16 protein-coding genes are annotated in these 25,449 nt (G+C 65.1%); 4 read left to right on the top strand and 12 right to left on the bottom strand.

Annotation, left to right across the window (positions count from 1 at the left end; genetic code table 11):
- Window positions 1–11: 11 nt before the first annotated feature.
- The 4 genes from WG208_RS17990 to WG208_RS17975 are packed head-to-tail and all read right to left on the bottom strand — an operon-like array spanning window position 12 to window position 8,425.
- Entirely contained in the window at window positions 12–4,832 is a 4,821-nt protein-coding gene (locus tag WG208_RS17990; protein WP_337172777.1) for a diguanylate cyclase, read from the bottom strand.
- Window positions 4,825–5,733 carry an ABC transporter permease gene (locus WG208_RS17985; RefSeq protein ID WP_337172776.1) on the bottom strand — a complete coding sequence of 303 codons (909 nt, stop codon included), beginning with the start codon at window positions 5,731–5,733 and terminating at the stop codon, window positions 4,825–4,827. The genes WG208_RS17990 and WG208_RS17985 overlap by 8 nt, the downstream gene beginning before the upstream one ends.
- Window positions 5,730–6,734 carry an ABC transporter permease gene (locus WG208_RS17980; protein ID WP_337172775.1) on the bottom strand — a complete coding sequence of 335 codons (1,005 nt, stop codon included), beginning with the start codon at window positions 6,732–6,734 and terminating at the stop codon, window positions 5,730–5,732. The genes WG208_RS17985 and WG208_RS17980 overlap by 4 nt, the downstream gene beginning before the upstream one ends.
- Window positions 6,731–8,425 (bottom strand): peptide ABC transporter substrate-binding protein, encoded by a 1,695-nt coding sequence (locus tag WG208_RS17975; protein WP_337172774.1) that lies wholly within the window; start codon window positions 8,423–8,425, stop codon window positions 6,731–6,733. The genes WG208_RS17980 and WG208_RS17975 overlap by 4 nt, the downstream gene beginning before the upstream one ends.
- A gap of 324 nt (window positions 8,426–8,749) precedes the next feature.
- Here WG208_RS17975 and WG208_RS17970 point away from each other — a divergent pair, with 324 nt between their 5' ends.
- Window positions 8,750–9,409, top strand: coding sequence for a hypothetical protein (locus tag WG208_RS17970; RefSeq protein ID WP_337172773.1), 660 nt, complete (start codon window positions 8,750–8,752; stop codon window positions 9,407–9,409).
- A gap of 241 nt (window positions 9,410–9,650) precedes the next feature.
- Here the strand turns inward: WG208_RS17970 and WG208_RS17965 are convergent, their stop codons facing one another.
- Window positions 9,651–10,949, bottom strand: a complete 1,299-nt coding sequence (locus WG208_RS17965) for an amidohydrolase family protein (protein WP_337172772.1) — start codon at window positions 10,947–10,949, stop codon at window positions 9,651–9,653.
- Between the two features lie 166 nt (window positions 10,950–11,115).
- On the opposite strand from WG208_RS17965, the gene WG208_RS17960 reads away from it, so the two are divergent.
- Entirely contained in the window at window positions 11,116–14,577 is a 3,462-nt protein-coding gene (locus WG208_RS17960) for an amidohydrolase family protein (protein WP_337172771.1), read from the top strand.
- Window positions 14,578–14,649: 72 nt separating this feature from the next.
- Here the strand turns inward: WG208_RS17960 and WG208_RS17955 are convergent, their stop codons facing one another.
- Both WG208_RS17955 and WG208_RS17950 read right to left on the bottom strand, forming a co-directional pair.
- Window positions 14,650–15,576, bottom strand: a complete 927-nt coding sequence (locus WG208_RS17955) for a hypothetical protein (RefSeq protein ID WP_337172770.1) — start codon at window positions 15,574–15,576, stop codon at window positions 14,650–14,652.
- A gap of 35 nt (window positions 15,577–15,611) precedes the next feature.
- Window positions 15,612–16,463 carry a hypothetical protein gene (locus WG208_RS17950; RefSeq protein WP_337172769.1) on the bottom strand — a complete coding sequence of 284 codons (852 nt, stop codon included), beginning with the start codon at window positions 16,461–16,463 and terminating at the stop codon, window positions 15,612–15,614.
- A gap of 358 nt (window positions 16,464–16,821) precedes the next feature.
- Here WG208_RS17950 and WG208_RS17945 point away from each other — a divergent pair, with 358 nt between their 5' ends.
- Window positions 16,822–18,888, top strand: a complete 2,067-nt coding sequence (locus tag WG208_RS17945) for a hypothetical protein (RefSeq protein ID WP_337172768.1) — start codon at window positions 16,822–16,824, stop codon at window positions 18,886–18,888.
- 94 nt (window positions 18,889–18,982) lie between these two features.
- Window positions 18,983–21,337 (top strand): hypothetical protein, encoded by a 2,355-nt coding sequence (locus WG208_RS17940; RefSeq protein WP_337172767.1) that lies wholly within the window; start codon window positions 18,983–18,985, stop codon window positions 21,335–21,337.
- On the opposite strand, the gene WG208_RS17935 is transcribed toward WG208_RS17940, so the two are convergent.
- The 5 genes from WG208_RS17935 to WG208_RS17915 form a co-directional block, all read right to left on the bottom strand.
- The gene (locus tag WG208_RS17935; protein ID WP_337172766.1) at window positions 21,303–22,520 is read right to left on the bottom strand and encodes an amidase; all 1,218 of its coding nucleotides are present in this window, start codon (window positions 22,518–22,520) and stop codon (window positions 21,303–21,305) included. The genes WG208_RS17940 and WG208_RS17935 overlap by 35 nt on opposite strands.
- A 13-nt stretch (window positions 22,521–22,533) precedes the next feature.
- Window positions 22,534–22,833, bottom strand: a complete 300-nt coding sequence (locus WG208_RS17930) for a type II toxin-antitoxin system RelE/ParE family toxin (protein WP_337172765.1) — start codon at window positions 22,831–22,833, stop codon at window positions 22,534–22,536.
- On the bottom strand, window positions 22,830–23,177 hold the full coding sequence (locus WG208_RS17925; protein WP_337172764.1) for a type II toxin-antitoxin system ParD family antitoxin: 348 nt from the start codon (window positions 23,175–23,177) through the stop codon (window positions 22,830–22,832). Before WG208_RS17925 ends, WG208_RS17930 begins: the two co-directional genes overlap by 4 nt.
- Before the next feature lie 83 nt (window positions 23,178–23,260).
- Window positions 23,261–24,577: an APC family permease gene (locus tag WG208_RS17920; protein WP_337172763.1), complete on the bottom strand. Its 1,317-nt coding sequence runs from the start codon at window positions 24,575–24,577 to the stop codon at window positions 23,261–23,263.
- Window positions 24,570–25,449: sodium/proton-translocating pyrophosphatase (locus tag WG208_RS17915; RefSeq protein ID WP_337172762.1), on the bottom strand; the 880-nt coding region annotated here is incomplete at its 5' end. The genes WG208_RS17920 and WG208_RS17915, both read right to left, overlap by 8 nt.

Below are 25,449 nucleotides of genomic sequence, written 5' to 3'. Positions count from 1 at the left end.
TCGCGGCGCCCTTACGACGCCTGGGCGACCGAAGGCGTGGCGGGGTGTGCGATGATGCGCACCGACCCGCTGACACGCGGCAGACGGTCTCCCTGCAGGCGCTGAACCAGGGGCGTATACCCATGGGCACGTGCCTGGACCAACAGCCGGGCACGTGCCGCGGCGACGTCGGCCGTGTTGGCCAGCAGCAGATGTGAGCACTCGGCGGCAAGCCAGAGCGCCGCATACGCATCCTGACTTTCGATGCGCGCGAGCGTGGTCAGCAGCTTGCCGCGTATGCTGGCGACGGAGGTTCGCTTCGTCTCCAATCGGAGCAGGAGCGCCTCCACCAGCTCACGCCCCTGGAACCACGCGAAACGATTGGCCATCCCGTTCATCATCGATTCCACACGCTGCGCCAGTTGTTCCGCCGCCCGGATGGAACGGAGATCGAGTTCGGCGAGCCCCGCACCGGCGAGCGCGCCCACTTCCACATCGTGATGGCCGATATGCGCCGCGAGCACGGCGCAGGTGTCGTACAGCTCGAGTGCGGCGGCGGCATCGTTCTCCATCCGCGCCAGATGCGCGAGATTGTAGAGCGCCGCCAGTCGATAACGGTCGTGCTTGATGGACTCGAAGTCGCGCAGGGCGTCGGAAAACCGCTGCCGGGCCGCGTCGGTGCGCCCTGTCTTCATCAGCAACACTCCCAGATTGAGCGTCGCCACGCCACCCAGATCGGTGGCCCGCAGCTCACGCGCCAACTCGCAGGCCGTCAGGAACGACACCTCCGCGGCCGGATGATTGCCGGCGCGATCGCAGGCCGTGCCGATGTTGATGTGGCAGCGCAATTGTCCGTGGCGATCACCAGCCGCAAGAGAGAGATCGAGCGATCGCCGATAGTGCGGGATGGCGGCGGCGGGACTCTCCGTCAGCAGGACGGAGCCCAGGCGCAACAGCGCCTCGGCGAGTACACTCGGCTGATCGAGTCGCTCGGCTGCAGCCACGGCCTCCCGGGCCATGTGATCGGCTTCCGCGACGCCACCCGCTTGTTGCAATACCGCCGACATCATGATGCGCAGCGCCACGGTCTCCGTGTGATCACCGTCGGCGACGGCCCGGTCGTACAATGCCGTGCACGCCTGCAGCACCGTGCGATGGTCGACCCCCCGTTGCAAACGCAGGCGCTCGCGCATGCGACCGATGGTGAGTGTCCGCCCGCCGACCCGGGTGGCTTCGGCGTACTCGGTGAGTGCCCGATCACAATGCACTTCGGCCTGCGCGAGTTGTCCAGCGGCTTCCGCCACCGTTGCCAGGCGGAATTCCACATCGGCCTTCTGCGGCGCCGAGATGGCATGACGCTGTGCCACACGGTACCACTCGATGGCGACTTCATGCGCAAAAACCCGATGGGCCTGGTCACCCGCCTCCAGTGCGGACATCAGGGCGTGGGATGACATACCCGCCCGATCGTAGTGACGGGCCAGTGTGCCCGGATCGGCGGAATCCCGCTGCGCCACGGCCTGGGCCACGCGTGCATGCCATTGCTGTCGCCGGAGCGGATTCACCTCGGCGAGCAACAGCTCGGTGAGTAGCCCGTGGGCGAACGCGAGCGTGTGCTGCATCCGTTCCGTGGCGACGAGCACGGAACTCGAAAGACCCTCGTCGAGCGCTTCATGAACCGTGGACTCGGGCGCATCACATGCGGCGACGAGTACACCGGGATCGAATTCACGACCCAGCACGGCAGCCATGGCGAGGATTTCGCGGTGGGCCCGTGAGAGCGACTTTACCCGCTGGGCGAGCAGATCCCCGATGGCGGCCGGCAGTTCCGACGACCTGTCGTCACGGTACTGCCATCCATCCGTGGTCCAGAACAGGCGACCGTCATCGCTCATGGCCCGCAGGAGCTGCACGGCAAAGAGCGCATTGCCTTCGCTGCGCGCGACGATGGCCTGGAGAAGCGACGCGGGTGGAGTCTGTCCACCAAGGGCATCCTGCAACCACAGCGCCAGATCCGCCTGCGACAGACGACGCAAACGCAATGTGGTGCAGCGCTCCGATCGTGTGAGACGTCGTACGCGCCGTTCGGCTTCCTCCAACGCGCTTTCGGGGCGCAACGTGAGTCCGAGCAGCACCCGTTGATCCTGGAGACGTGCCACGAGGTACTCGAGTGCGTCCCAGCTGCGCGCATCGGCCCACTGCACGTCGTCGAACATGAGCACCAGCGGGCGCTGTGTCGCAGCGAGTCGCAGACACTCTTCGAGCTCCTCGTGCACGGCCCGGGCAAAGGCCCGACCTTCGAGAGCCGGTGCTGGTGTACCGAAGTCCGGCACGATGTGCGCGAGATGTGACCACGCCCGATCGGGAAGAAGACCGCCACGATGCATCGTGAGCAGGATGTCGCGCCACGGCCCGAAGGGGGTGGTCATGTCCGTCTCGAGACAATGCCCGATCAGGAACGCACCACCCCGGACGCCAAGATCCGGCCCCAGTTGCTTGAGCAGTGTCGACTTGCCGACTCCGGCTTCGCCCGTGACTAGCACCACCGATGGTTGGCCGCGTGATGCGTCGGCGAAGTGCTCGCGTACCCGGGCACGCTCCTGCTCCCGGCCAACCACGGTTTGCAGAACGAGCTGTTGCCGGCCGCCCTGCAGGCGCGAGGCAGGAACGACCTGATTGCGTCCCGAATGTTTCGCCGCATACAGGGCATTGTCGGCGGCACCGAACAGGCCATCCAGCGAGGTGCCGTGTTGAGGGGCGCAGGCCACGCCGATGGACACCGATATCGAAATGGAGACCGATGTGTGCGTCGTTGCGTCGGCTTCCAACACGCCGGAGGAAACCGGCACGGCCGAAGCCGACACCGCCGCCCGGATACGCTCCGCCACACGCGTGGCCTCCTCGAACCGGATGCCGGACAGAAGGACGACAAATTCATCACCCGCATACCGTCCGATGAAATCGGATGGACGAACCGTCGCGCGAATGGCGTTGGCCACGTGCTTCAGCACGTCGTCACCGGCGGTGGTCCCGAACTGCTCGTTGATCACGCTCAATCGATCGACATCGAGAATGAGCAACGCCACGGGCCGACCGGTGGTATGCCGGGCTTCGAGTGTACGGGCGGCCGTCTGCCGGAACGCACGCCGCAAGGCCACGCCGGTGAGATCGTCGAAGGTGTGCAAGCCCGGCTCCGCGGTATCCGATTCGGCATCGCGGCGCTCTTCGAGCGCCGGTGCCGCCGCGGCGAGAGAACGACGTGCCCAATCGGCTTCGATCTGTTCGAACCAGGCAAAGACCTCGGGATCGAACACCGTGCCTACATCCTTCCGCAGGATGGCCATGGTCTCTTCATGGGTGAGCGCACGTTTGTAGCTGCGCACCGACGTGAGGGCATCGTAGACGTCGGCGATGGTGAGAATGCGCGCGACCAACGGAATGGCGGTACCGGCCAGACCATGCGGATATCCCCGACCGTCCCATCGCTCATGATGGGACTCCACCATTGGACGCACGTCCCACGGGAACTCGATCTCGCTCAGCATCTCGGCGCCCGCCGTGGTGTGGCTCTTCATGAGCGCCCACTCGGTGTCGTCCAGTTTGCCGGGCTTGTTGAGCACTTCTTCGGGGATCACCAGCTTGCCCACGTCGTGCAGCAGGGCGCCGATACGGAACCAGAACAGCGAGGTGGCGTCCATGCCGCTGACCTCGGCGATGGCGCAGGCCAGCTCGGCCACGCGCTGGCAGTGACCCTGCGTGTACCGGTCTTTCGCTTCGATGGATTCACCCCATCGACGGGCGACGTGAACGAACTCCTGCTCGAGCTGGTCGACGCGGGCGCCGATGTCCCGCAGCTCCGATTGTGCCCGTAGCTGCGAGAAGAGACGGTGCGCGCGGTTGAGTTGCTGCAGCACGTCGCGATTGCGGCCGGTGCGTCGGGCGAGCGCCGCCCGGTCACGGGCGATTTCGGCCAGCAGGAGTTTCTCACTGCGTGCGGTGGCCACTTCCTCCGCCTGCAGCAGATACTGTTCGGCCTCGGCGTATTTCCCGGTGTTGCTGGCGATGACACCCAGCAGCTTGGTCGACTTGGCGATCGCGGAACCATCGCCCAACTGCACGGCCGCGGCCTGTGCGGCGGTCACGGCGCCATGAGCACGTGCATACTCGCCCTGCGCCACCCAGAGTTCGGCCAGGTTGATGTCGAGCTGCAGACGCACATTGACGTCATTCAGCGGCTCGCAGACGCGCACGCCTTCCAGCAGCGCTTCCTCGGCGTCGTTCCAGCGCTTCTGGGCAATGTAGAGCAGGCCGAGATTGTTCAGCGCGACACAGACATCGGTCATGAGACCGAGTGAACGATAGTCATCGAGGCTCACCCGATACTGTCGTTCCGCCAACGCGTAGTCCCCACGGATGTTGGCGAGCACTCCGAGATTCTGCGCGGTCATGGCCGCCAGTTTGGCGTCACCGGCATGCAGGGCCCGTTGGCGCGCGAGCAGATAGAGCCGCTCCGCCTCGTCGAGGTCACCCGTCTGCCAGTGAACCACCGCCTGCACGTTGAACGCATGCCCCGCGGCGGCGTGATCGCCCCACGTCTCGGCCACAGCGAGCGCCCGGTCGAGACAGGTCAGCGCAGCCGGACCATCGCCATCGGCGATATAGGTGCGCGCGATCCAGCGCAGCACATCGCTGGTTTCCCGTGCGTCCTCCGGGCGCTCTAACAACTGCAACGCGGCTTCGTATGCCTGACGGGCAGCCAATCGATGTCCCGCCTTCTCCTCCCGCTGTGCGAGCGCGACGAGATCGTGGAACGGAGCGTGGGGAGGCACGGCCTCCGGTGAGCGATCAGTCATGATACGAAGAGCGGGAATTCAACTGCTCGGCGAGTGTCGATGTGGCGAGCATGGTCACCAGCAGGGCAAGACAAGGCACCACGAGTGGCCACCAGGCGCGGGCGAGATCGGGAAGAGCGTCCTGGATCATGCGTCCCCAGCTCACGGCTGGCTCGGGTATCCCCAGTCCCAGCACTCCCAGTGCAGCTTCGGCAGCCAGGCATTCTCCCAACAACACGACACCCAGGCTGACGATCACGGGCAGGAGGTGCGGTAGCAGATGATGCGAAAGAATACGAAACGGCGACGCACCCAGGGCGTGTGCCGCCTCGTTCCATGGGCGCGCTGCCAGTTGCCGCAATTCCGCATCGATGACACGGCAGACGAATGGCATGGCCAGACATCCCATGGTCATGGCGATCGTGTACGGTGCCAGGGCACCTCCTGCCACGGCCCCGGCAGCCAGGAGTACCAACAGGCGGGGGATGCTACGGAAGGCATCGGACAATGCGAGGAGCATCGCCCTCCACGCCCCTCCGCAGAGCCGGGCCAGGGTCGCCCATGCCACCCCACCGAGCAGTGCCGTCAGTGTGCCGATGGCTGCGATCGTCAGTGATGTTCTGGCTCCGTACAGGACGCGACTCAGGAGATCGCGGGAGGCACTGTCGGTGCCCAGCCGGAAGACAGGTCCCGGTGTCTGTAGTGCGGCGTGCAGCATGTCCTGTGGCGCGGCCGGATCGAACGGCGCGATCCAGGGACCGAACGCGGCGAGCAGTATCATCACGGCGAGCATCGCACCGGGGAGAATCAGGCGACGGTCGAGGGCCGGTCGATTCCATGTGAGAACCGGCCGCACCGGCGCGGGTTGTACCGGTGCGAGCGAATCGAGCGAATCGAGCGAATCGAGCGAAGCCACTGTCATCGTCGGGCTCCTCCACCGAGACGTCTCGAGGAGTGTGCCGCGACCACACGCGGGTCCGCCAAGCCGAGCAGCCACTCCGTGAATACACTGGCCGCGGCCAGGCATAGGGAGGTCACGATCAAGGCGCCAACGACGAGCGGGTAGTCGCGTGAGCCGATGCCGGTCACGATGAGTCGTCCCAGACCTGGCCAGCTGAAGATCGTTTCGGCGACGATGGTGCCGCTGATCAACGCGGGGAACATGAGGCTGATGGTGGTCACGCTCGAAGGCAATGCCACGCGCAGCCCATATCGGGCCCACAGGGTATAGGGCGCGAGTCCCCGCGCGCGCGCCGCCTGTGTGGCGTGTGAGTCCCGCGCGCTCCGTGTGGCCAGGGCCTGTTGCCGGGCCACGATCGCGGACCAGGTCAATGCCAGCGATCCGGCGGGGAGTACGAGATGATGGAGTCGGTCGAGCAGGCGCGTGCCCGCACCACCGGAGTAGACGATCACGGGATCAGCCACACCGCCTACCGGAAACCATCGCGCTTTCACCGCCAGCACCACCAGCAGCAACAATGCGAGCATGAACTCGGGAAGCACCGTGATCGCCGTCAGCGCATGAAATACGACGCGCACGGCTCGATACTCGCCCAGCCATCCCCGCGCGGTGCCTACGAGCAGTCCCAACATCGCCGCGCCCATCAGGGCAGGAATGGCGAGTTGCATGCTGAGCCAGGTGGCGCGGAGGAGTTCTCCGGCAATGGGACGTCCATCGACGAGTGAAGATCCCAGGTCCCCGCGCGCGAGGCCTTCGACATACCGGAGAACCTGAACGGACAATGGCGCATCGAGCGCATACCTGGCGCGAAGCTCCGCGCGTGCTTCGGGCGTCCGTCCCCGTTGCTCGATGGATTGTCCGAGAGGATCACCGGGGAGCATCCGCAGCATGACGAAGCCCGCCATAGTGGCCAGCACCATGACGAGCAGACATCGTATCAGGCCGCGGACCAGCGTGTTCACGAGCCGTCCGTCTCCGGCGCATCGACTCTCCAGTCGGGGATGCCGGCCCACCACGCATCGGCCCGAAGCACCGTCGGATGCACACGCATGCGCAGCAGCGCCATGTTGCGCGGTTCGTACAGCCAGATCGCCGGCGCGTCGCGCACGATCGCGGCGAATGCGCGCCGGAAGAGTGCCCGACGACGAGCCGGATCGAAGGTCGTGGCCGCAGTATCGAACACGGCATCGACCGCGGCATTGTGGTACCGCCCGAAATTGCCGCCGACATCACCACCACGTGGCGATCCCCACACATCGCGCACGGCCATCGGACTCGGATCCGCATGCCACATGTTCAACGCAGTGTCGAAGTCGCCCTTGCCCACGCGTGCGAAGAACTGTGCGGGCTCGAGCGCGGCGACCTGCATGTCGATGCCCCGGGCCCGGAACTGTGCCTGCATGAGGGTCGCGAATCGTTGACGGGTGGCACTCGAGGCGGGAAGAATCACCTCGAAGCGCAGCGGCTGACCGTTCTTCGCGCGCATGCCATTGGCGCCGCGCGCCCAACCCAGCGAATCCAGTGTACGATCAGCGGCGGTGGTGTCGTACGCGATCTGCGCGACGCTGGTATCGGCCTCCGGTACGGCGCGCGTGAATGGACCGAGTGCCACCATGCCCAGTTCCCCGAGCACGTTCTGCACCAGTGCCGGCCGATCGAGACTGGCCGAAAGCGCGACCCGCAGAGGATGTGAAGTGAAGAGATCGCGGCGACGCGGATCGTGAGCCGCGAAATTGAACGCGAGGTAGGCGTAGTCGAGTGAATGATACGGCGCGAGTGTCAGCCCCTTGGTGGCCGTGGCCTGTGCGTAGGCATCGAGGCGGATGGCCTCGAGCATGTCGGCTTCACCTGCCAGGACACGCAGGCTCGCGGCCGCGGCGTCCGGTGTGATGCTCCAGACGATCCGGGCAATGTGAGGCGCACCGCGGTAGTTGCAGGTGTCGGCGTCGAACATGAGGGCCTGACCGCGTGTCCATGCCCCGAACCGATAGCGACCGGAACCGACGGGCTGTCGTGCGAAGTCGGACTGGGCCAGTGTGGCGCGCGGAAGCGGTGCCAGCAGATGCGCCGGCATGATCGCGAGATTGTAGGCCACCTGGAAGAACTGCTCCGGATGACGTCGGGCCCACCAGACGACCGCGGTGAGCGAATCACGCACGGTGACCGAGTCGATGCCGGCAAAGGCACCGGCGTGTGGCGAGGCCACGACGGGATCGGTGTACAGCGCGAAGGAGAACGCCACGTCTTCCGCCCGCACGGGCCGGCCATCATGCCATCGCGCGGTGGAGTCGATGGTGAAAGCGATCGACAACGAGTCGGACGCCCAGCGCCAACCGGACGCTAGTTGCGGCGCAAAGCCCCCATCGCCCACGGTTTCGATGGTGCCGGTGGGGCGTGCGAGCATGTCGAAAAGCAGATCCACGGCCTGTTTGCCCTGCAGCGATGCCACGATGGGCGGAATCAGTGCATCGGGATCGGCGGGGGTGGCGATGGTCAGGACGCCCACGGGCCCTTCGGCAGGCGCAGGCGGCTCGGCGCACGCTGCCATGAGCAGCGCACCGGTCGTCACGATCGCCAGCCCCGTCACGAGCGCGGAACGGATCACCGTGCCGGAACGGATGAGACCACGCGTCTCTTCAGTGGGGTGTTTCATGCGCAGCATCGGCGCCTGGAGTTCGATCAACGGTTCGTGGGGCCGGTTCGCGAGACGCTTGCAATGAATCCCGCACCGACTTGTCGTCATTTCTCATTTCGACTGCTGTGCCCGGCAACTTGAGAGCCTCTATGTGCTTGCGTCACATGACAATGCGCGTGGACCGTGCCGGAAAAGTGACGGCTGACAATTCTGACGAACCGTGCCCATCACGTGATGAAACTCTCAAGTCGGTAGGGGGCCGTGACGAATCTCACCGGCAGGTGGGCTATACCCACCGTCTGACGCGGTTGCGTCGACAACCCTCTCACTCCAAGGATGGACATGTCTATCGGAACCACCACCTTGCCCAAGGTCAGCCTCATCCGTCGTGCGCGCCGCGCCGCCGTGGTGCTTGGCCTGAGCTTGTCCGTCGGAGCGTGCGCCAATGACGCTCCGTCGGCCCCGGTCGCCCCTGAACCTCAGGCGTCGAACGGGTTGCTCGGTTCCACGCTCGGACTCGTGAACGGACTGTTGTCCAATGTCACGGCACTTCTTCGCCTCACTCCGCTCAACGCAACCATCACCCGTTCGGTGACGGTCAACAACGCGACGGGCGGTGTGCTGCTGGTTCCGGAAACGGGACTGGAAGTGATCATTCCGGCTGGTGCTCTGCCAACGAGCCAGATGACGATCACCGTCAAGGCGCTTGCCGGTCGCGCCGTGGCCTACGACTTCGAGCCGCATGGCACGCAGTTCGTGAAGCCGCTGCAGTTCCGCCAGTCGCTCGGGCTGACGCTGTACACGCTGCTCCCGATCAAGCCCTCGCTCAGCGGCGGCTATTTCGCCAATACGAGCCAGGTCAATACGACGACGGGCTCGGCGACGCTCAACGAGGTGATCAATGCCACCGTCGTCGGCGGTACGGTCTACTTCGATATCAATCACTTCTCCGGGTACATGGTTTCGACCGGTCGTTCCTCGGAGCAGTTCGATGAATTCTGAAGCGAGCTCCGGCTACAATGTGATCGTCGGGTGATTGCACGCCCGGAAGTGCAGTAAACACAACAGCAACAACACGCCGCGGATTACACGGATGATGCGGATTGGCACGGGTACTACGGGATCTACCCCGTTTGATCCGCGCCAATCCGCATCATCCGTGTAGTCCGCGGCTGGTTGTTGTAGTTGCAGTTGTTGTTGCTGTCATTGTTTCCGTCTTTCCGTTGCTCCGCCCCGCCGCCGCTCACGGCGTGCGCACGGCCCGCCCTTTGAGAAAGACCTGTCTGATCCGCGTCGTTGCCGTGATGTCGACAAGCGGATTGGCGTCGAGCAACACCAGATCGGCGACACGTCCCGGCGCGATCGCTCCGTGTGTACGCGAACGACCCATCGCGCGCGCCGGTACGATGGTGGCGCTGGCCAGGGCCGCGCCAGGAGACAGTCCCGCCTCGACCAACCGGACCAGTTCCTTGTGAATGTTGGGCAAGGCCTCGGCATCGTTGCCGATCATGCCATCGGTGCCGGCCAGAATCGGAATGCCGAGCGCGAGCGCCCGTCGAGTGACCGCGAGACTCCATTCCCGCATGCCTGTCGCCGTTGTTGGCCGGCCAAGGAAGACTTCCAGCGTCGGTTCCAGATAGGTGCCTCGAGCGCGCATGGCCTGCAGCAAGCGTTCGATGGCCGGCGCATCGGCCGGCACCTGCTCGTAGGGGCCATTGGCGCGATTGAACGAGTCTTCCGGCTTGATCGACGCGGCGCCCTGCCACGAGAGATAGGGCACATGCGTGAGGACATCCACACCTCCGCCCACGAGCTGCAAGGGCCTCGCGGGGAAGACGGTGCCATGGGCTATCACGCGCATGCCCTGCTGGTGTGCCTCGACGATGAGTCGCGCGGCCAGCGCACTGTCGATCATGGCGTAGAGCTTGAGCGCTTCCGCACCAGATCCACGCGCGGCGCTCACCGCACGCACGATGTCGGTGGATGCCGTGACGGCTTGCGCCCACGGCGCCGTACCGAACGCAAACCCCAGGCTGGCGCCGCGGAAGCGTGGATCGACGAAAAAGTCGGGACCCGCCATGACCGACGCGTAGGCGATCTCCGGTCCCATGAGTTCCCCGGCGAGCACGGCCCGCGCATACTCGCCTGCCGTGCGATTGTCGCCGGCCATCGCGTTCACCATGGTGACGCCGCCACGCGCCGCCTGCACGAGCGCGCGCGTCATGCCAGGAGTGAGGTGCACATGATGATCGACCAACCCGGGGATGAGAAAGCCGCCACGGCCGTCGATCCGGACATCGACCGTGTCAGGCATGCGGTCCCCGAGGGTCCCGACCGAGAAAATGGAATCGCCGCGCAGGATGACGCGTCGGTTCGGGGTGACGGTCTGCCCCTGCACGTCGACGACCTGCACATCCTCGATCACCGTGACGGGGGCACGGCGTGGCGCCGCGGCACGCTGGGCCGAGAGCGACGACGTTGCGGCGAGGCCGGCAAGTGACGCCGAGAGCAGGAGCGTGGCGACGGCAGTCGAAGGACGCATGCGAGGCTCGCGGGGAAGGGACGAGTGGATGGTCGGCAGGAAGGTATGAGCCGGGGTGCGGCCGGGCCAGCGCAAAACACGCATCAGACAGGCATTCCCAAGCATCCCACACGCACAAACATGCCGACGCTTGCACTCATCTCTCGCGTCGCTCCTATTAGACGGGATGCGCCGGACCGATGTCCAGGGACCGGTCGAACCCAGGAGGATTCTCGTGTTGCGATCGCTGCAGTTGTCCCCGCTCGTGCTGGCGGCATCCCTGCTTCTCCCGCTGTCGTTGGCCGCGCAGGCCCAGGCTGCCGGTTCACGGAGTGCACCGCCCCGACCGCTGCCGCTCGAAGCCACGCGCAGTTTTGCCCTCGACACGCGTGAAGGCACCTGGCTGTCGGTGGACGTGAGTCCCGACGGCAAACAGATCGTATTTGACATGCTGGGCGATCTGTACCTGATGCCGTTCACCGGTGGGGAGGCCACACGGATCACCAGCGGTCTGGCATTCGATGCACAGCCGCGGTTCAGCCCCGATGGCAAGTCCGTGGTGTTCATCTCCGATCGCCAGGGCGCGGACAATGTGCACACCATCGATCTTGCCACGCAGGAGATCAGGGAGATCACGCGCGGTCGCACCAATGTGTATCTGTCGCCGGAGTATTCGCCCGATGGTCAGTACATCGTGGCCAGCAAGGGCGGCTTCCGCGGCGCTCTGCCGACACTGTGGATGTACCATGTGCGCGGAGGCACTGGTGTGCCGTTGTACACGGCGCCGGCCAACGCCGCGCCGGGCACGGCGGTACAGCAGGCCGGTGCGGCCTTCAGCCCCGACGGTCGCTCTTTGTGGTACACACAGCGTACCGGAGCGTGGAACTACAACGCACAGTTCCCGCAGTATCAGGTATGGACATACGATCGAGAAACGGGTGAGCGCGAGATCCAGTCCACCCGCTATGGATCGGCGGTGCGCCCCACGCTGAGCCCCGACGGCAAGTGGCTCGTGTACGGTTCACGCTATGAGAACAAGACGGGCCTGCGCATTCGCGATCTGTCGTCGGGTGATGAACGCTGGCTGGCCTATCCCACACAGCGCGACGAGATGGAAACACGCGCGCCGCTCGACGCCTTGCCCGGCATGAGTTTCACACCCGATTCCAAGGAGATCGTGGCGAGCTATGGCAAGAAACTCTGGCGTGTGGCGGTCGACGGCAGCGGGCAGACGGAGATACCTTTCCATGTGAAAGCCGATGTGGCGGTCGGACCGGAAGTGTTCTTCAACTATCCCATCTCCGACAGCGCCCGGTTCACCGTGCGTCAGATCCGGGATGCGGTCATGTCCCCCGACGGGAAGCAGTTGGCCTTCATCTCGCTCGACAGACTCTATGTCATGGACTGGCCGTCGGGCACGCCGCGACGTGTTTCCGCGCTGGACGATATCGAAGCGGAACCGGCATGGTCGCCCGACGGACGGTCGCTGGCCTGGATCACGTGGACAAACAATGGCGGACGTCTCTATCGCACCGCACTGACGGCCGGTCGTGCAACACGAGTGACGCCGGTGAGCGCCATGGCCGGAACGTATCGGCAACCGGTGTGGTCGCCGAATGGTGCGCGCATCGTGGTGCTGCAGTCGGGAGCGCAGGGGCGACGGGATCAGACGGGAGTGACGGGCACGACCCAGCTCGTGTGGTTCCCGGCCAACTCCACGAACGCGGCTGGAGAAGCGGGCACGTTCATCGCCCGTGCCGGTGGTCGCAACAAGCCGCACTTTTCGCGTGACACCACGCGCATCTATCTCTCGTCCAACAACGGACTCGTCTCCATCCGCTGGGACGGAACCGACGAACAACGTCATCTGCGTGTGGTCGGTGGAGCCGGGGATGGTGCGGTGGATGACGATCACGGACACACCGACCTGACCGTGGCCGAGCTCGAATTGCAGCGATTCCCGGAAGAGCCCAATTCCCCGGGGCCGCCGGCGCAACTCGTCATGATCTCGCCGAATGGCGACGTCGCGCTCGCGCAGATCAATCAGGATTTCTACACCATCACCATTCCGCCGCGCGGCACGCAGGCCACCGTCAACATCGCCGATCCGAACACGGCGAGTTTCCCCGCGCGCAAAATCACCGATATCGGGGGACAGTTCCCGGCATGGTCGAGCGACGGCAAACGCATTCACTGGTCCATCGGCAATGCCTTCGTGTCGTTCGATACCGACTCGGCGGCCGCGCGGGATGCGGCCATCGCCGTCGCGCGCCGCGACAGTGTGCCGGAGAGTGCGCGTCCACGTCCCTATGTACCGGTCGAACAGCGCATCGTCATGCAGGCCGCGCGCGATATCCCCTCGGCCACGGTGGTGCTGCGCAATGCGAGACTCGTCACCATGAAGGGAGAGGAAGTCATCGCGCGTGGCGATGTGGTCGTGAAGAACAACCGGATCGCGGCCATCGGTGCGGCGGGCACGGTGGCTGTACCCGCCGGAGCCACGGAAATGGATCTCGCCGGCGCCACCGTCATTCCCGGATTCGTGGACACGCATGCGCACCTGCGCGCCGAACGCGGTTCGATTCACGAAACCCAGCCGTGGGCCTATCTGGCGAACCTCGCGTTCGGCGTCACCACCACGCGTGATCCGCAGACCGCCACGACCGATGTGCTCACGTATCAGGACCTGGTGGAAACGGGACAGATCATCGGCCCGCGTATCTACTCCACGGGCCCCGGGATCTTCAGCACCGACAACATCCGCGATCAGGAGCACGCGCGCAGTCTGCTCAAACGTTACAGCAGCTACTACGACACCAAGACGATCAAGATGTACGTGTCCGGTGTCCGTCAGGTGCGCCAGTGGATCATCACGGCCGCCCGTGAACAACAACTGATGCCCACCACCGAAGGTTCACTCGACGTGAAGCTCAATCTCACGGAGACACTCGACGGCTATCCGGGCCTGGAGCACTCCATGGGCATCGTGCCACTCGGGGCGGACATCGTCGATTTCCTGGCCTGGTCGAAGCGCACGTATACGCCCACATTGCTGGTGAACTACGGCGGTCCGTGGGCGGAGAACTACTTCTACACGAAGGAAGATCCATGGGCCAATCCGAAGTTGCAGCGCTTCACGGCCTACGAGGAACTCGCACTCAAGACCCGTCGTCGTATGGCGAGCATGCCGAATGGCGGGACGGCCGGCGGCTGGTTCCGCGACGACGAATACATCTTCCCGCAACTCGCCACCGAAGCCGCGAAGGTGCTGCATGCCGGCGGCCGCATCGGTATCGGCAGCCACGGACAGTTGCAGGGGCTGGGCTATCACTGGGAAATGTGGGCCATGGCCACCGGTGGTCTCACGCCGCACGAAGTGCTGCGGGTCTCCACCATCGTCGGCGCAACGGCGCTCGGTTTGCAGAACGACCTGGGTTCGCTCGAGGTGGGTAAGCTGGCCGATCTGCTGGTGCTCGATCGTGATCCCACCACTGACATCCGGAACTCCGGCAGCATCCGCTATGTGATGAAGAACGGACGCCTGTACGACGGGAACACGCTGGCCGAGCAGTATCCGACCAGGCGCCCTGGTCCGGACGTGCCCAATCGGCCCATCGCGCCGAACACGAAAGCCGGCACTGGGAACTGACCCAGTGCCGGCGGGAAGACATGCGCCACGATGTGTGCTACGATGTGTACTACGACGTACGATGGCGTGGATTCAGCGTTTGGTGACCGGCGGCGTGGTGGACGTTCCACTGCCGCAGCGGGTGAACTGCACACGCACGGCTCCCGTGGCTCCGTTGCTCACCTGACCGGTGAGGGCGCCCGCATCGAAGGCGGGGTCGGAGCTGCAGCCCGATGGGGAGTTCATGGCCGTGACAGTGGCCACGGCGATATCGAGCGTGAAGGTGGTGGGTTGCCCACTCACCGCCTGGTCGCCCGAAACCGCGAGACTCACACCGAGTGAGCCATTGAGTTGCAACGTGCCTCCGGGAAACGTGCGATTGCTGGCCAGTGTACCGGTGGTCGTGAACTGCCCGGTGAGATTGGCCGTGCGGGTGAGGATCGCCGAGCCGCGCGAGGAACGGGTTTCGATGGCCACCACGGTGTTGTCGAGTGTGCTGGCGCTCGTGGCGGTGAGATAGCGGTACTCGAAGCTGCCGTTGACGATGGTGCGCACCAGGGAATCGCCCTTGGTGGCACTCACGGTGTAGTTCGAGTAGGTCAGACGATACCCATACACGCCGCCCGCGTCCTGCAGGCGAATGCTGCCGGCTACCGTGCCCGTGGCGCCGTTGCTCGTGAATGTGCAGGACGCGGCCGTGTACTGTTGCGTGCGGTCGTCGGGGATGCCGTTGCCGTTGCTGTCGGCCCCACCGGTGACCGTGGGTGTGCACGGAGGCTGTGCGCTGCCGAGACCGGGGAGCGAGGGGGCAGTGATGAAACGCAACTGGCGCTGCGCATCGCTGGCGGCGGCACTCATCATGCCGGCCACGAATTGTGAATCGGCCGACGATAGTCGCAGGGGGCTGCCACCAGATGATCCATCGGGACCGACGACCTTGTCGCCGCCGCTGCACGCCGTCAACAGCGCCGCAACGACGAGCGAAAGCAACAGGCGGCATCCACTCAGGCGCGGATGCACATGTGCGTGCTCATGGGAAGACAAGTGAAGGCGCATCAGAAGCGGACCCCCGCCGTGAATGGAATGGACTGAAAGTCCCCGACGGTGATGTATCGGGCCTCGATGAAGATCCGCGAAGTGAGCCGCAGCCCCACTGTGGCAATGCCTGCCACATCGGTGGTGGAGGCGAAGATGTCGTTGGCGCCCACGCCCTGTTGACCGGCCGGGCCATCGGCCTGGAAGCGATAGACACCGACGCCGGCACCGATATAGGGCTGGATGCCGGGCGTGCGACGCAGGGCGAGTTCGGCCGAGAGGCTGCCGCCGACGTGTGTGAGTGTGGCCTGTGTCAGGGCCGCGCCGGAACCCAGGGCCAAAGGCGTCTGCGAAAATCGGGACCCGGCGATGTCGGCGCGGAGGGAGAGCCCGTCGCGCACCGACAGGAGTCGCCACGCCAGTCCCGCTGTCAGGCCGGTGCCGAAGCCCAGTGAAGCGCTGGCGGCACCGCCGTAGAGACGAAGGCCCCCGTCAGTGAAGGGTACGGGACGTCCCGTCGCGTTCCGGGATCGTGAGGTCCCTGAGGCGGACGCGCCACCCGAGGACGGAGCGGCGCCGGTCGAGCCCTGTGAGGCACCCTGCGTGGTGCCTGCGGGTTTGGCCGGCGCGGTGGTCTTTGCCGGCGTGGACGTCGTACCCGTGGAGGGCTTGGTCGTCGTCGGCTTCGTCGTGCTGGCGCCCTTCGTCGACGCTTTGGTCGTCGTGGGCTTCGCCGTGCTTGTGCCGGTGGTTTTGGTCCCGGTGGCTTTGGCGCTGCCGCCTTTTGTGCTGCCGGCTTTCGTGGCACTCGAATCAGGCTTGGTGCCGCTGCTCTGGGCCCGGCCTGATGCGGGCATCATGCACAACGCCATGATCACGGTGGTCCCGACGGCGGCTCGCGCTACGACGGGAGAAAATGCCCGGAACATAAGTCCGATGCTCTGGTCGGTATCGACCGGAATGTGTGAAATGGATCACGGAGCGGGGCGGTCAGCATTCTGTGGGTTCGCCGGCCCGGAGGCAAGCTCGACGATTCCGATTGTGCCGGGATCGATACGGACCCGCGGAATGAAGGAGCCTTCGTGACGGCATTCCACGTCGTTCCGCGCAATGCAAAGCGAGGCACAGCAGTCCACGGGCCAGTCCACGGCAGGCCAGTCCACCACGGTGCACAGCCATGCCGGACAGCCACGCTTCACCGCCACGCTTCGATCCTCCTTCCGATCTCTCATGCGACCGCTTCATCGCCCGTTTCATCGTACCTGCATCGGCACGCCCGCCACGATAGCCACGACGGCGGCACTCCTTGGTACGCTCTTCCTGACGGCGTGTGGGGGCGGCGGTAGTGATGGTGGTGGTCCCCAGACGCCCACGACTCCCACCACTCCGACAACGCCTACTGGCAGCTTTCTGCTCTCGGTACTCGGCCCGGTGAGCGTGGCGGCTGGGCAATCGGGAACGGCAACGCTCGTTCTCACGCGACTCAGTGGCTTCACCGGCGCGGTCACGGTCACTGTCCCCTCGTCTCCCACGGGCATCACGGCGACGGTGGTGGGCTCACCGACCACCTCCAACGGTCTTTCGGTGACCATCAGTGTGGCGGCGACTGTGGCAGCGGGCACGTATACGGTGCCCATTCGTGGCAGCGCGGCCGGTGTCACGGATCAGAATGCCTCGATCACGGTCACGGTATCCGCCGCGCAACCGGCGGGGTTCACGTTGAACGTCGACCCCGTGGAGTTCGAATTGCCGGCGGGCAATGGCTGGACGGGTTACGGCATCGTCAGCATCACGCGGGCGGCTGGCTTCACGGGGGCGGTGAGTATTTCCGTGACCGGGTTGAGTGGCGTGGCCGGTGCCGTGGTCGCGCCGAGTCCGGCCACGATCGCCGCATCCGAGACGGCCACCAATCTTGCCGCCATCACACTCGACGGCGCCGCGCCCGGTGTGTACACGGGCACCGTGCGCGCCGCGGCCACCGGCTTCGGCGAACAGACGGCCACGGTGCGGGTGCGGATCTCGGCGCCGAGCACGGGCAACATCAGCTGGAAGTTCTGCAACGCGAGTCGGGTGCCGCGCTTCTTTGCCGTCAAGGACGGCAGCGGCGCGTGGCGGCACATCGTACCGGCCGGTCCGGCGGCTGCGTCGGGTACCACTCCCACCACCTTCAACTTCTCTCTCTCTCAGGCGAACGCCGGCATCGCCATGGTGAACCTCGGGGAGAAGATGAGCAGCTCGCCACTCATTCAGGGATTCCGTTGGGATGTGTTCTATCTGACGGCCCAGGAAGTCGCCGAACAGGCCGCGGAGGAATGTGTGCGGTGGCCCGAGGTCACCACACGCACGGCCAGCGCCACGGTGAGCGGCTATCAATCGTTCGATGCCATGCTGGGCAGTGCGAGTCGTTATGCGTTGGTGAACGTGGGCAGCACCGGGACGGCCAGCACGACACTCACGGCATCGACCATCCGGCCGGGAAGTTTCGATCTCTTCCTCACGCGTTCCTCGTTCAGCGGCAGCACACAGGATCCCATCGCCGTGCAGTCGATCATCCTGCGACGTGGACTCGACCCGGCGAGTGGCACCACACTGCCGGCACTGAACTTCGCGAGTGAAGGATTCACGCCGGCCACGGGCACGGTCACCTTCGGCAACACCACCGGCGAATCGTTCTTCGTGGCGCAGAATTTCCTGACCGGCAATGCGCTCAACGCCTTGATGAGCGCCACCGGGAACTACCCGCTGACGAATCGCATCTGGTACGGTGTGCCGGCCTCGCGTCTGCAATCCGGCGACTTGCATCAGATCGTGGCCACCACCAGTACCGCGGCTTCCCGTCGTGCGGTCATCGCGTTTGCCGATCAGGTCTCCAGTCGTACGTTGGACTTCGGTGTGGCGCTGCCCCGACCGACCGTGGCGGCGGGGACAGGAGCCACGCCATGGATCATCCGCGCGACGGGCTCCGTTCCCGCCGACTACAATGCGCGGGCCTCGCTCTATCTGCGCGAAACGATCGCCGATCCGCGGGCGTTCATGATCGTCGCGTCACGCGGCTATCTGGGTGGTTCCGGCAGCTACGACATCGGCATTCCCGATCTCTCCGCGGCAACCGGTTTCACGGCGTTCTGGAATGCACGCCGTGGCGCTTCTCTGCAATGGACAGTCACAGGAGGAGAGGGGGATCCTGGTTCCTCCGAAGAGGTCTTCTGCATGCAGGTCGGTATCTGCCCCGTGAAGGCAGTGCGTGGGGCGGTGTACAAGTCGGCGCAGGCAACGGGAACGGTGACGGTGCCCTGACAGGACCGGAGATACGACGGGGCGTGCGGCGCGGTGTGGTTGCCCGCGCCGCATGGTGCTACACTCCGGGATGTCCGAGAACGGGACGTCTCACATGCCGCGCGCCTCCCAGCGCGAACACGCGTCGCGCGAACACTGGCTGGCGCTCGCGGCCTGTACCGTCGCGGCGTTGACATTGCTCTGGCCGTTGCTCGGCGGGCAGATCCTGTTTGGTGGCGGCCGGTCGGACATGTTCATCGCCGGCTATGCGTTCCGCCTCTTCGGTGCCGAATCGTTTCTCGCGACAGGGCAGATCCCTCAGTGGAATCCGTATCTGTTCGGGGGACTGCCGTATATCGGCGCGATGCACGGCGACATCTTCTATCCAACGGCCTGGCTCAGATGGATCATGCCGGTGGATCTGGCGATCACGTTCGGCATGGCATTGCACTTCGTGCTGGCCGGCTGGTTCACCTATCGATTCGGTCGGGCCCTTGGTCTCGGCATGGGTGCGTCGCTCTTTGCCGGCATCGCCTATGAATTGACGGGCATCGTCGCCTCGCAGATGAGCCCCGGACACGACGGCAAGCTGTTCGTCTCCGCGCTCACGCCGCTGGCGTTCTGGGTGTTGCTGCTGGCCATCCGCCACGCCAGACGCTGGGCGTTCGGCCTGTTCGCGATCGTCGTGGCGCTCATCGTGCTGGGCCACTATCACATGGCCTATTTTCTCCTCCTGGCCCTGGGACTGTGGGCGGTGTACCTGACGTTCTGGGACCCCGAACGCCCGCACCGTGCCACGCCGGGGCGATCATGGATGCCCCTGGTCTGGTCGCTCGGCGCAGTGATCGTGGGATTCGGAATTGCCGCACTTCAGGTGTTGCCGTTTCTCGCATATATCCCATTCTCGCCGCGAGCGGACGGTGGGCCGGATACCGGATGGCAGTTCGCCACCAGCTACGCGCTGCCGCCGTCGGAGATCATGACGTTGTTGCTCCCGCAGTTCAATGGCGTACTGGAGCGCTACTGGGGCAGCAATCCCATCAAACTGCATACCGAGTACATGGGTGCACTGCCACTCGCCCTGGCAGCCCTGGCTCTCGGCGATGTGAAGCGTCGGCGTCTGGTCGTGGCTCTCACCGTAGGTGGGCTCTTCTTTCTGCTGCTTTCGTTCGGCGGACATACGCCGTTCTATCGGCCGTTCTACGAGTTGCTGCCGTTGCTGAAGAAGATCCGCGCCATGGGCATGGTGTTCTATCTGCCGGCGTTTTTTCTCTGCTTGCTGGCGGGCATCGGGATGGATCGCCTGGTGGAACGTCGTGTGCCAATACGCACGGTGCTTGCCGTAGCCGGCTTCGTGGTGATCATTGCGGGGCTGGGCGCCGCGGGGGGCCTGCAGGGGCTGGCCGAGTCACTGGCGATTCCGCAGCGTATGGGAGCGGTGGCCGCCAATGCGCCGGATCTTCGCGCCGGCGCCATTCGATTGCTGGTGTTTGCCGTCGCCGCGCTGGTACTGCTCTGGGCCACGGCAGTGGGTCGCCTGACACGTGTGGTGGCGATCCCGGCGCTGACCGTGGTGATGATGGCGGATCTCTGGAGCATCGACCGTGTGTTCTACGTGTTCTCACCACGTGCGAAGACGCTCTTTGCGGACGATCAGATCACCTCCCGGCTGCGGGACGTGAAACCGCCGTACCGCGTGCTCGATGCCGGCGACAGCTATGGCTGGTCGCTGCTGATGGCCTATCGCATTCCCGTGGCGCGTGGCTACCACGGGTTCTCGCTGCAGCGTTACAACGAACTGGGCGGCGCGCAGGAGGGGTGGCGCAATCTCTACTCGCAGAGTGTGCTCGACCTGCTCGCCATTCGTTATCTCGTGCTACCCGACACACAGACGGTGCCGGGGTTCACCAGAGTCGTCGGTCCGATCACTACGACCTTCGGAACTCCCGCGGTGCTGTACGAAAGCACGGAGCCGCCGCCGTATGCGCGGGTGACGCGAGCCGTCGCCACGTTGCCGGAGGCGCAGATCGTGCCCACCCTGGTCGATCCACGATTCCCGACGCGCGATCTCGCGCTGCTTCCCGATACGGTCGCTACACCGGTGCCCACGGTCACGACACCACCCTTTGCGAAATCGACCGTGGCCGCACAGGTGACCGACTGGACGCCCGGCAACATGATCATATCGCTTACGGGGAGCGACAGCATCACCAGTCAGCTCGTCGTGTCGGAGAACTGGTATCCCGATTGGCGTGCCGAAGTGGACGGAAAACCGGCTGTCGTGCGCCGGGCCGATCATACGCTGCTCGCGGTGGACCTGCCGCCCGGGGCACGCAGCGTGACGCTGCGTTTCGATTCCGCGAGTTATGCGCGCGGCAAGACGATCAGCCTGATCTCACTGCTGGTGGCGATCGGCATGATCGTCCTGCCGTGGATCATGACGCGACAGCGATCGGCCCGTGCGGCGTAGTCGTCCCGGCGATTCGGCAGGCGAGATCGAGCAGCATCTCATCATTGCCTCGTGAGGCGATGAGGGACAGCCCCACCGGACATCCGTCGATCATGCCCATCGGCAGGGAGACCTGAGGCAGGCCACCAAGTCCGGCGATGCAGAGCAGGGCGAGCGATCGTTCACGGATGGTGACGGTCTCCGCGAGTGGCAGACCACGGAGGGGCGCCGCGCCGGGCACCGTGGGCAGCACCAACACCGCGTTGTCGGCCAGCAACGCATCGAGATGCGCCTGAACGCGGGCGCGTTCGCGCGTCATCCGTCCAACTTCGTCCGTCGTCACTTTCGATGCGGCTTCGAAGCGGGGCGCGATCTGCGGGCCGAAGGTTGGTTGTGCCTCGCGCACCCACGGCCCATGTGTCTGCCATATCTCGGCGAACTGCAGCACACGGAACACTTCATACCATGCGGGCAGACCCTCGGCGCTCACCGTCACCGGACGCACGGATCCGAGCAGCATGCTCACGCGCTGGACCGCCGGCAACAGGGCGTCGTCGACACCGGGCATGGTCTGGGCGAATGCGTCGGCCGCGTAGAGCAGCGCACCCGGTGTAGCGGCGGGGTTTGGTGTATCGAACAGCACCTGTCCAATACGGCGCAGCATGTCGGCATCGCGTGTGAACCAGCCACAGGTATCGAACGAGGGCGCCAGCGGACAGACGCCATCGAGTGAGATACGGCCGTGCGTAGGGCGAATTCCGTAGATGCCGCAGAAACTTGCCGGTGCGCGCACGGAGCCGCCGGTATCACTGCCGATGGCAAAGTCCACGAGGTTGCCTGCCACCGCACTGGCGGAACCGCTCGACGATCCACCGGGCACACGATCGGGCGCCGCGGGATTGATGGGCGTGCCGTAGTGCGCGTTTTCGCCGGTGAGACTGAACGTCATCTCTTCGGTGTGCGCCTTGCCCACCATCGTGGCGCCCGCGGCGAGCAGACGGGTGAGCACCGGCGCATGTCGCGCGGCGGGTTCGTGCGTGCGCAGCCAGTCGGGGCTGCCGAATCCCGTGCGATGGCCCGCCACATCGAAGTTGTCCTTGAGGGCGAAGGTCAGTCCGTCGAGAGAACCGTGGCCGGTGGGCGCCAGTTCGACGTGGGTGTGCCGACAGAAGGCACCGAGTGTATCGCGATCGAGGATGCTCATGATATGCGGAGAACTAACTCCGAAATAATTCAGGCAGGTCGCGCGCTCCATGGATCACGCGCAGAATATCAATAGGTGATCGCTCCGCGTCGTACACCACCAGAAAGCCGAGAACCGGCCACCACCGTATGTTGTCGTCGGTGAATTCCGGTTTGCGTCTCCCGATGGCCGGGGCTTTGCTCAAGGACTCGAAAGCGTCGAGAAACTTGTCGTGAACATGAAGTGCTCGATCTATGCCATCCTGTGAAGCGATGAAGTACACAATCCCTTTGATGTCTGCTTCTGCGATCGCGGTGATCGTGTAGCCAGTCATGCGGTTCGACGAGCCGAAATCGACTTGCGGATGCGCTCCATCGCTGTCGGTCCATCGCTGACGCGGCCGGCGTCACGATCTTGAATGCCTTCACTCACGAGCCGCTGGATCTGGGCGCGCGCCTTCTCTATCAACTCGACCGGCAACTGTGCGCGTTCTTCGTCACTCAGTTCCCCGTAGAGAGCCTTTTCGAGCAAACGGGCGTGCTCGCGTTCTTCCAGCAGCCGCAGGCCCTCGCGGACCACTTCGCTGGCGGTTCGGTATCGGCCCGAGCCGACCAGGGAATCAATGAACTGCTCCTGGGCGGCGGGCACTGAAACGTTTCGTGTCTGTCGGTCTGCCATGCTCTGACACTACTGGAATCTGGAGGGTGTGTCAATATTCGCCACAATCATTCCTGCCCCTCCTCCGCAAGACCTGCGTTCCCCTACGCCTTCCGCACCCTCGTCGCCACCACGTAGAACCCCGTTGCCACGCCGAGCGTGATGAGCAACACCACCCACTCCGCCTGCGTGATGCTCGTCAGCAGCCAGGTGATCAGGGCGATGGTCACGAACGGGATGATCGGACCGCCGGGCACGGCGAAGGGCATCGCGCCTTCCTGACGAACACCGCGACGACGCAGCACCACCGTAGCCGCTGCGCAACCGGCATACAACAACAGCGCCGCGAGATTGGAGATCACGGCCAGCGCCTCGAACGAATTGAACACCGCCAGCGTGCACACCAGTGTGGTCTGCAGCAGGATGGCCACGTGCGGCGTGCGCCACGTCGGATGGATCGATCCCACCACCTTGGGCAGCAGCCCGTCTTCGGCGAACCGGTACAACGCCCGCGGCACGGCCAGTGTCATCCCGCTCACATACCCGAACATCGAGATGGACGCGCCGATCAGCAGCAGCAGACGACCCGGTGTGCCCAGGAACGATTCGGCCGCGAACGCCAACGGCGCCGCCGTGCTGGTGGCCAGCCGGTCACCCAGCAGCCCGGCGGCCACGAGATGCACCGCGAGGTACAGCAACGTCACGCCGATCATCGCGATGGCCAGCGCACGCGGCACCGTGCGCGCGGGATCCTTCACTTCACCACTGGGCACCAGTGCCGTCTCCACGCCGCTGAACGCGAACACCAGCACGATGGCTGCGCGGGCCATGCTCGAGGCACTCGGCATCTCGTGCACCGCGATGTTCTCCGGCTGGATGAAGAACACACCGATGCCCACGAACGCGATGAGCGGCAGGAGCTTCGCGATACTGGCCACCATGATCAGCTTCGTGCCCTGTTCCACACCGCGCATGTTGATGAGCGCGAGCAGTACGAACATCGCCACGATCACCGGCACACGGATGTTCTCCACGCCGAACAGCGCGCCCAGGCCTTCGGCAAATGCCGACGACACACCGGCCACCGCCGTGGTTCCCAGCATCCAGAGCAGCACACCAGCCAGGAACCCCACGTAGCGGCCGAACACCGCCTCCACGTACGCGTAGGGCCCGCCGGTGAGCGTGATGCGACTGCCCGCTTCGGCGAAACAGAGCACCACGCATCCCATCACGGCGGCGCAGATGAGATAGACGAATGGGGCGGCCGGACCGGCGGCCGCTGCCGCACTCGCCGGCAGGCGGAAGATGCCACCACCGACGGTGACGTTGAAAATGCTGGCGGCGAGCCCCCAAACACCAACCGCGCGGACGAGTTCTCGTCCGCGCGGCGATGAGGCTACCGATGATGTCTGATCAGGCACGTGACAGGATCGGGATGAGCAGCAGAGCCACGATGTTGATGATCTTGATCAGCGGGTTGATGGCCGGGCCGGCCGTATCCTTGTACGGATCACCCACGGTATCGCCCGTCACCGCGGCCTTGTGGGCTTCCGAGCCCTTGCCGCCATGATGGCCTTCTTCGATGTACTTCTTGGCGTTGTCCCACGCGCCACCACCGGTGCACATCGAAATGGCCACGAAGAGGCCCGTCACGATCGTGCCCATGAGCAGGCCGCCAAGGGCCGCGCCGCCGAGCAGGATGCCCACGAGTGCCGGGATGACGAGCGGCAGCAGCGACGGCAGCATCATCTCGCGGATGGCCGCCTTGGTGAGCAGATCCACCGCGCGGTCGTACTGCGGCTTCTGCGTGCCCTTCATGATGCCCGGCAGTTCCTTGAACTGACGACGCACTTCCTGCACCACCGCGCCGGCCGCACGACCCACTGCCTGCATGGCCGAGGCGCCGAACAGGTAGGGGATCATCCCGCCGATGAGCAGACCGATCACCACCTTCGGATCGTCGATCGAGAACGACACACTCGTGCCGAGGTGTTCACTCAGCTTGCTCGAGTAGTCGGCGAAGAGCACCAGCGCCGCGAGACCGGCCGAACCGATCGCGTATCCCTTGGTGACGGCCTTGGTGGTGTTGCCCACCGCGTCGAGGCTCACCATGATCCGCTCGGGCTCGCCGTGGAACTCGCCCGACATCTCGGCGATGCCCGCCGCGTTGTCGGCCACCGGACCGAACGTGTCCTCGGAGACGACCACGCCCGTGGTGGCGAGCATGCCCATGCCCGCGAGGGCGACGAGGTAGAGCGTGAACTGGGTGTTGCCACCACCGAGACCGATGGCC

This window comes from Gemmatimonas aurantiaca (genome assembly GCF_037190085.1).
GTDB classification, from domain to species: Bacteria; Gemmatimonadota; Gemmatimonadetes; order Gemmatimonadales; family Gemmatimonadaceae; genus Gemmatimonas; species Gemmatimonas aurantiaca_A.
Note: the sequence above shows the minus strand (reverse complement) of the source record. Positions and strands in the feature narration are given on the sequence as shown.

Coding starts and splice junctions, on each gene's coding strand:
- WG208_RS17925 (WP_337172764.1), bottom strand. CDS start 23,177: ATGGCAGACCGACAGACACGAAACGTTTCAGTGCCCGCCGCCCAGGAG.
- WG208_RS17960 (WP_337172771.1), top strand. CDS start 11,116: ATGCGCCGGACCGATGTCCAGGGACCGGTCGAACCCAGGAGGATTCTC.
- WG208_RS17990 (WP_337172777.1), bottom strand. CDS start 4,832: ATGACTGATCGCTCACCGGAGGCCGTGCCTCCCCACGCTCCGTTCCAC.
- WG208_RS17965 (WP_337172772.1), bottom strand. CDS start 10,949: ATGCGTCCTTCGACTGCCGTCGCCACGCTCCTGCTCTCGGCGTCACTT.
- WG208_RS17935 (WP_337172766.1), bottom strand. CDS start 22,520: ATGAGCATCCTCGATCGCGATACACTCGGTGCCTTCTGTCGGCACACC.
- WG208_RS17985 (WP_337172776.1), bottom strand. CDS start 5,733: ATGACAGTGGCTTCGCTCGATTCGCTCGATTCGCTCGATTCGCTCGCA.
- WG208_RS17945 (WP_337172768.1), top strand. CDS start 16,822: ATGCGACCGCTTCATCGCCCGTTTCATCGTACCTGCATCGGCACGCCC.
- WG208_RS17930 (WP_337172765.1), bottom strand. CDS start 22,833: ATGACTGGCTACACGATCACCGCGATCGCAGAAGCAGACATCAAAGGG.
- WG208_RS17975 (WP_337172774.1), bottom strand. CDS start 8,425: ATGAAACACCCCACTGAAGAGACGCGTGGTCTCATCCGTTCCGGCACG.
- WG208_RS17950 (WP_337172769.1), bottom strand. CDS start 16,463: ATGGCGTTGTGCATGATGCCCGCATCAGGCCGGGCCCAGAGCAGCGGC.
- WG208_RS17940 (WP_337172767.1), top strand. CDS start 18,983: ATGCCGCGCGCCTCCCAGCGCGAACACGCGTCGCGCGAACACTGGCTG.
- WG208_RS17970 (WP_337172773.1), top strand. CDS start 8,750: ATGTCTATCGGAACCACCACCTTGCCCAAGGTCAGCCTCATCCGTCGT.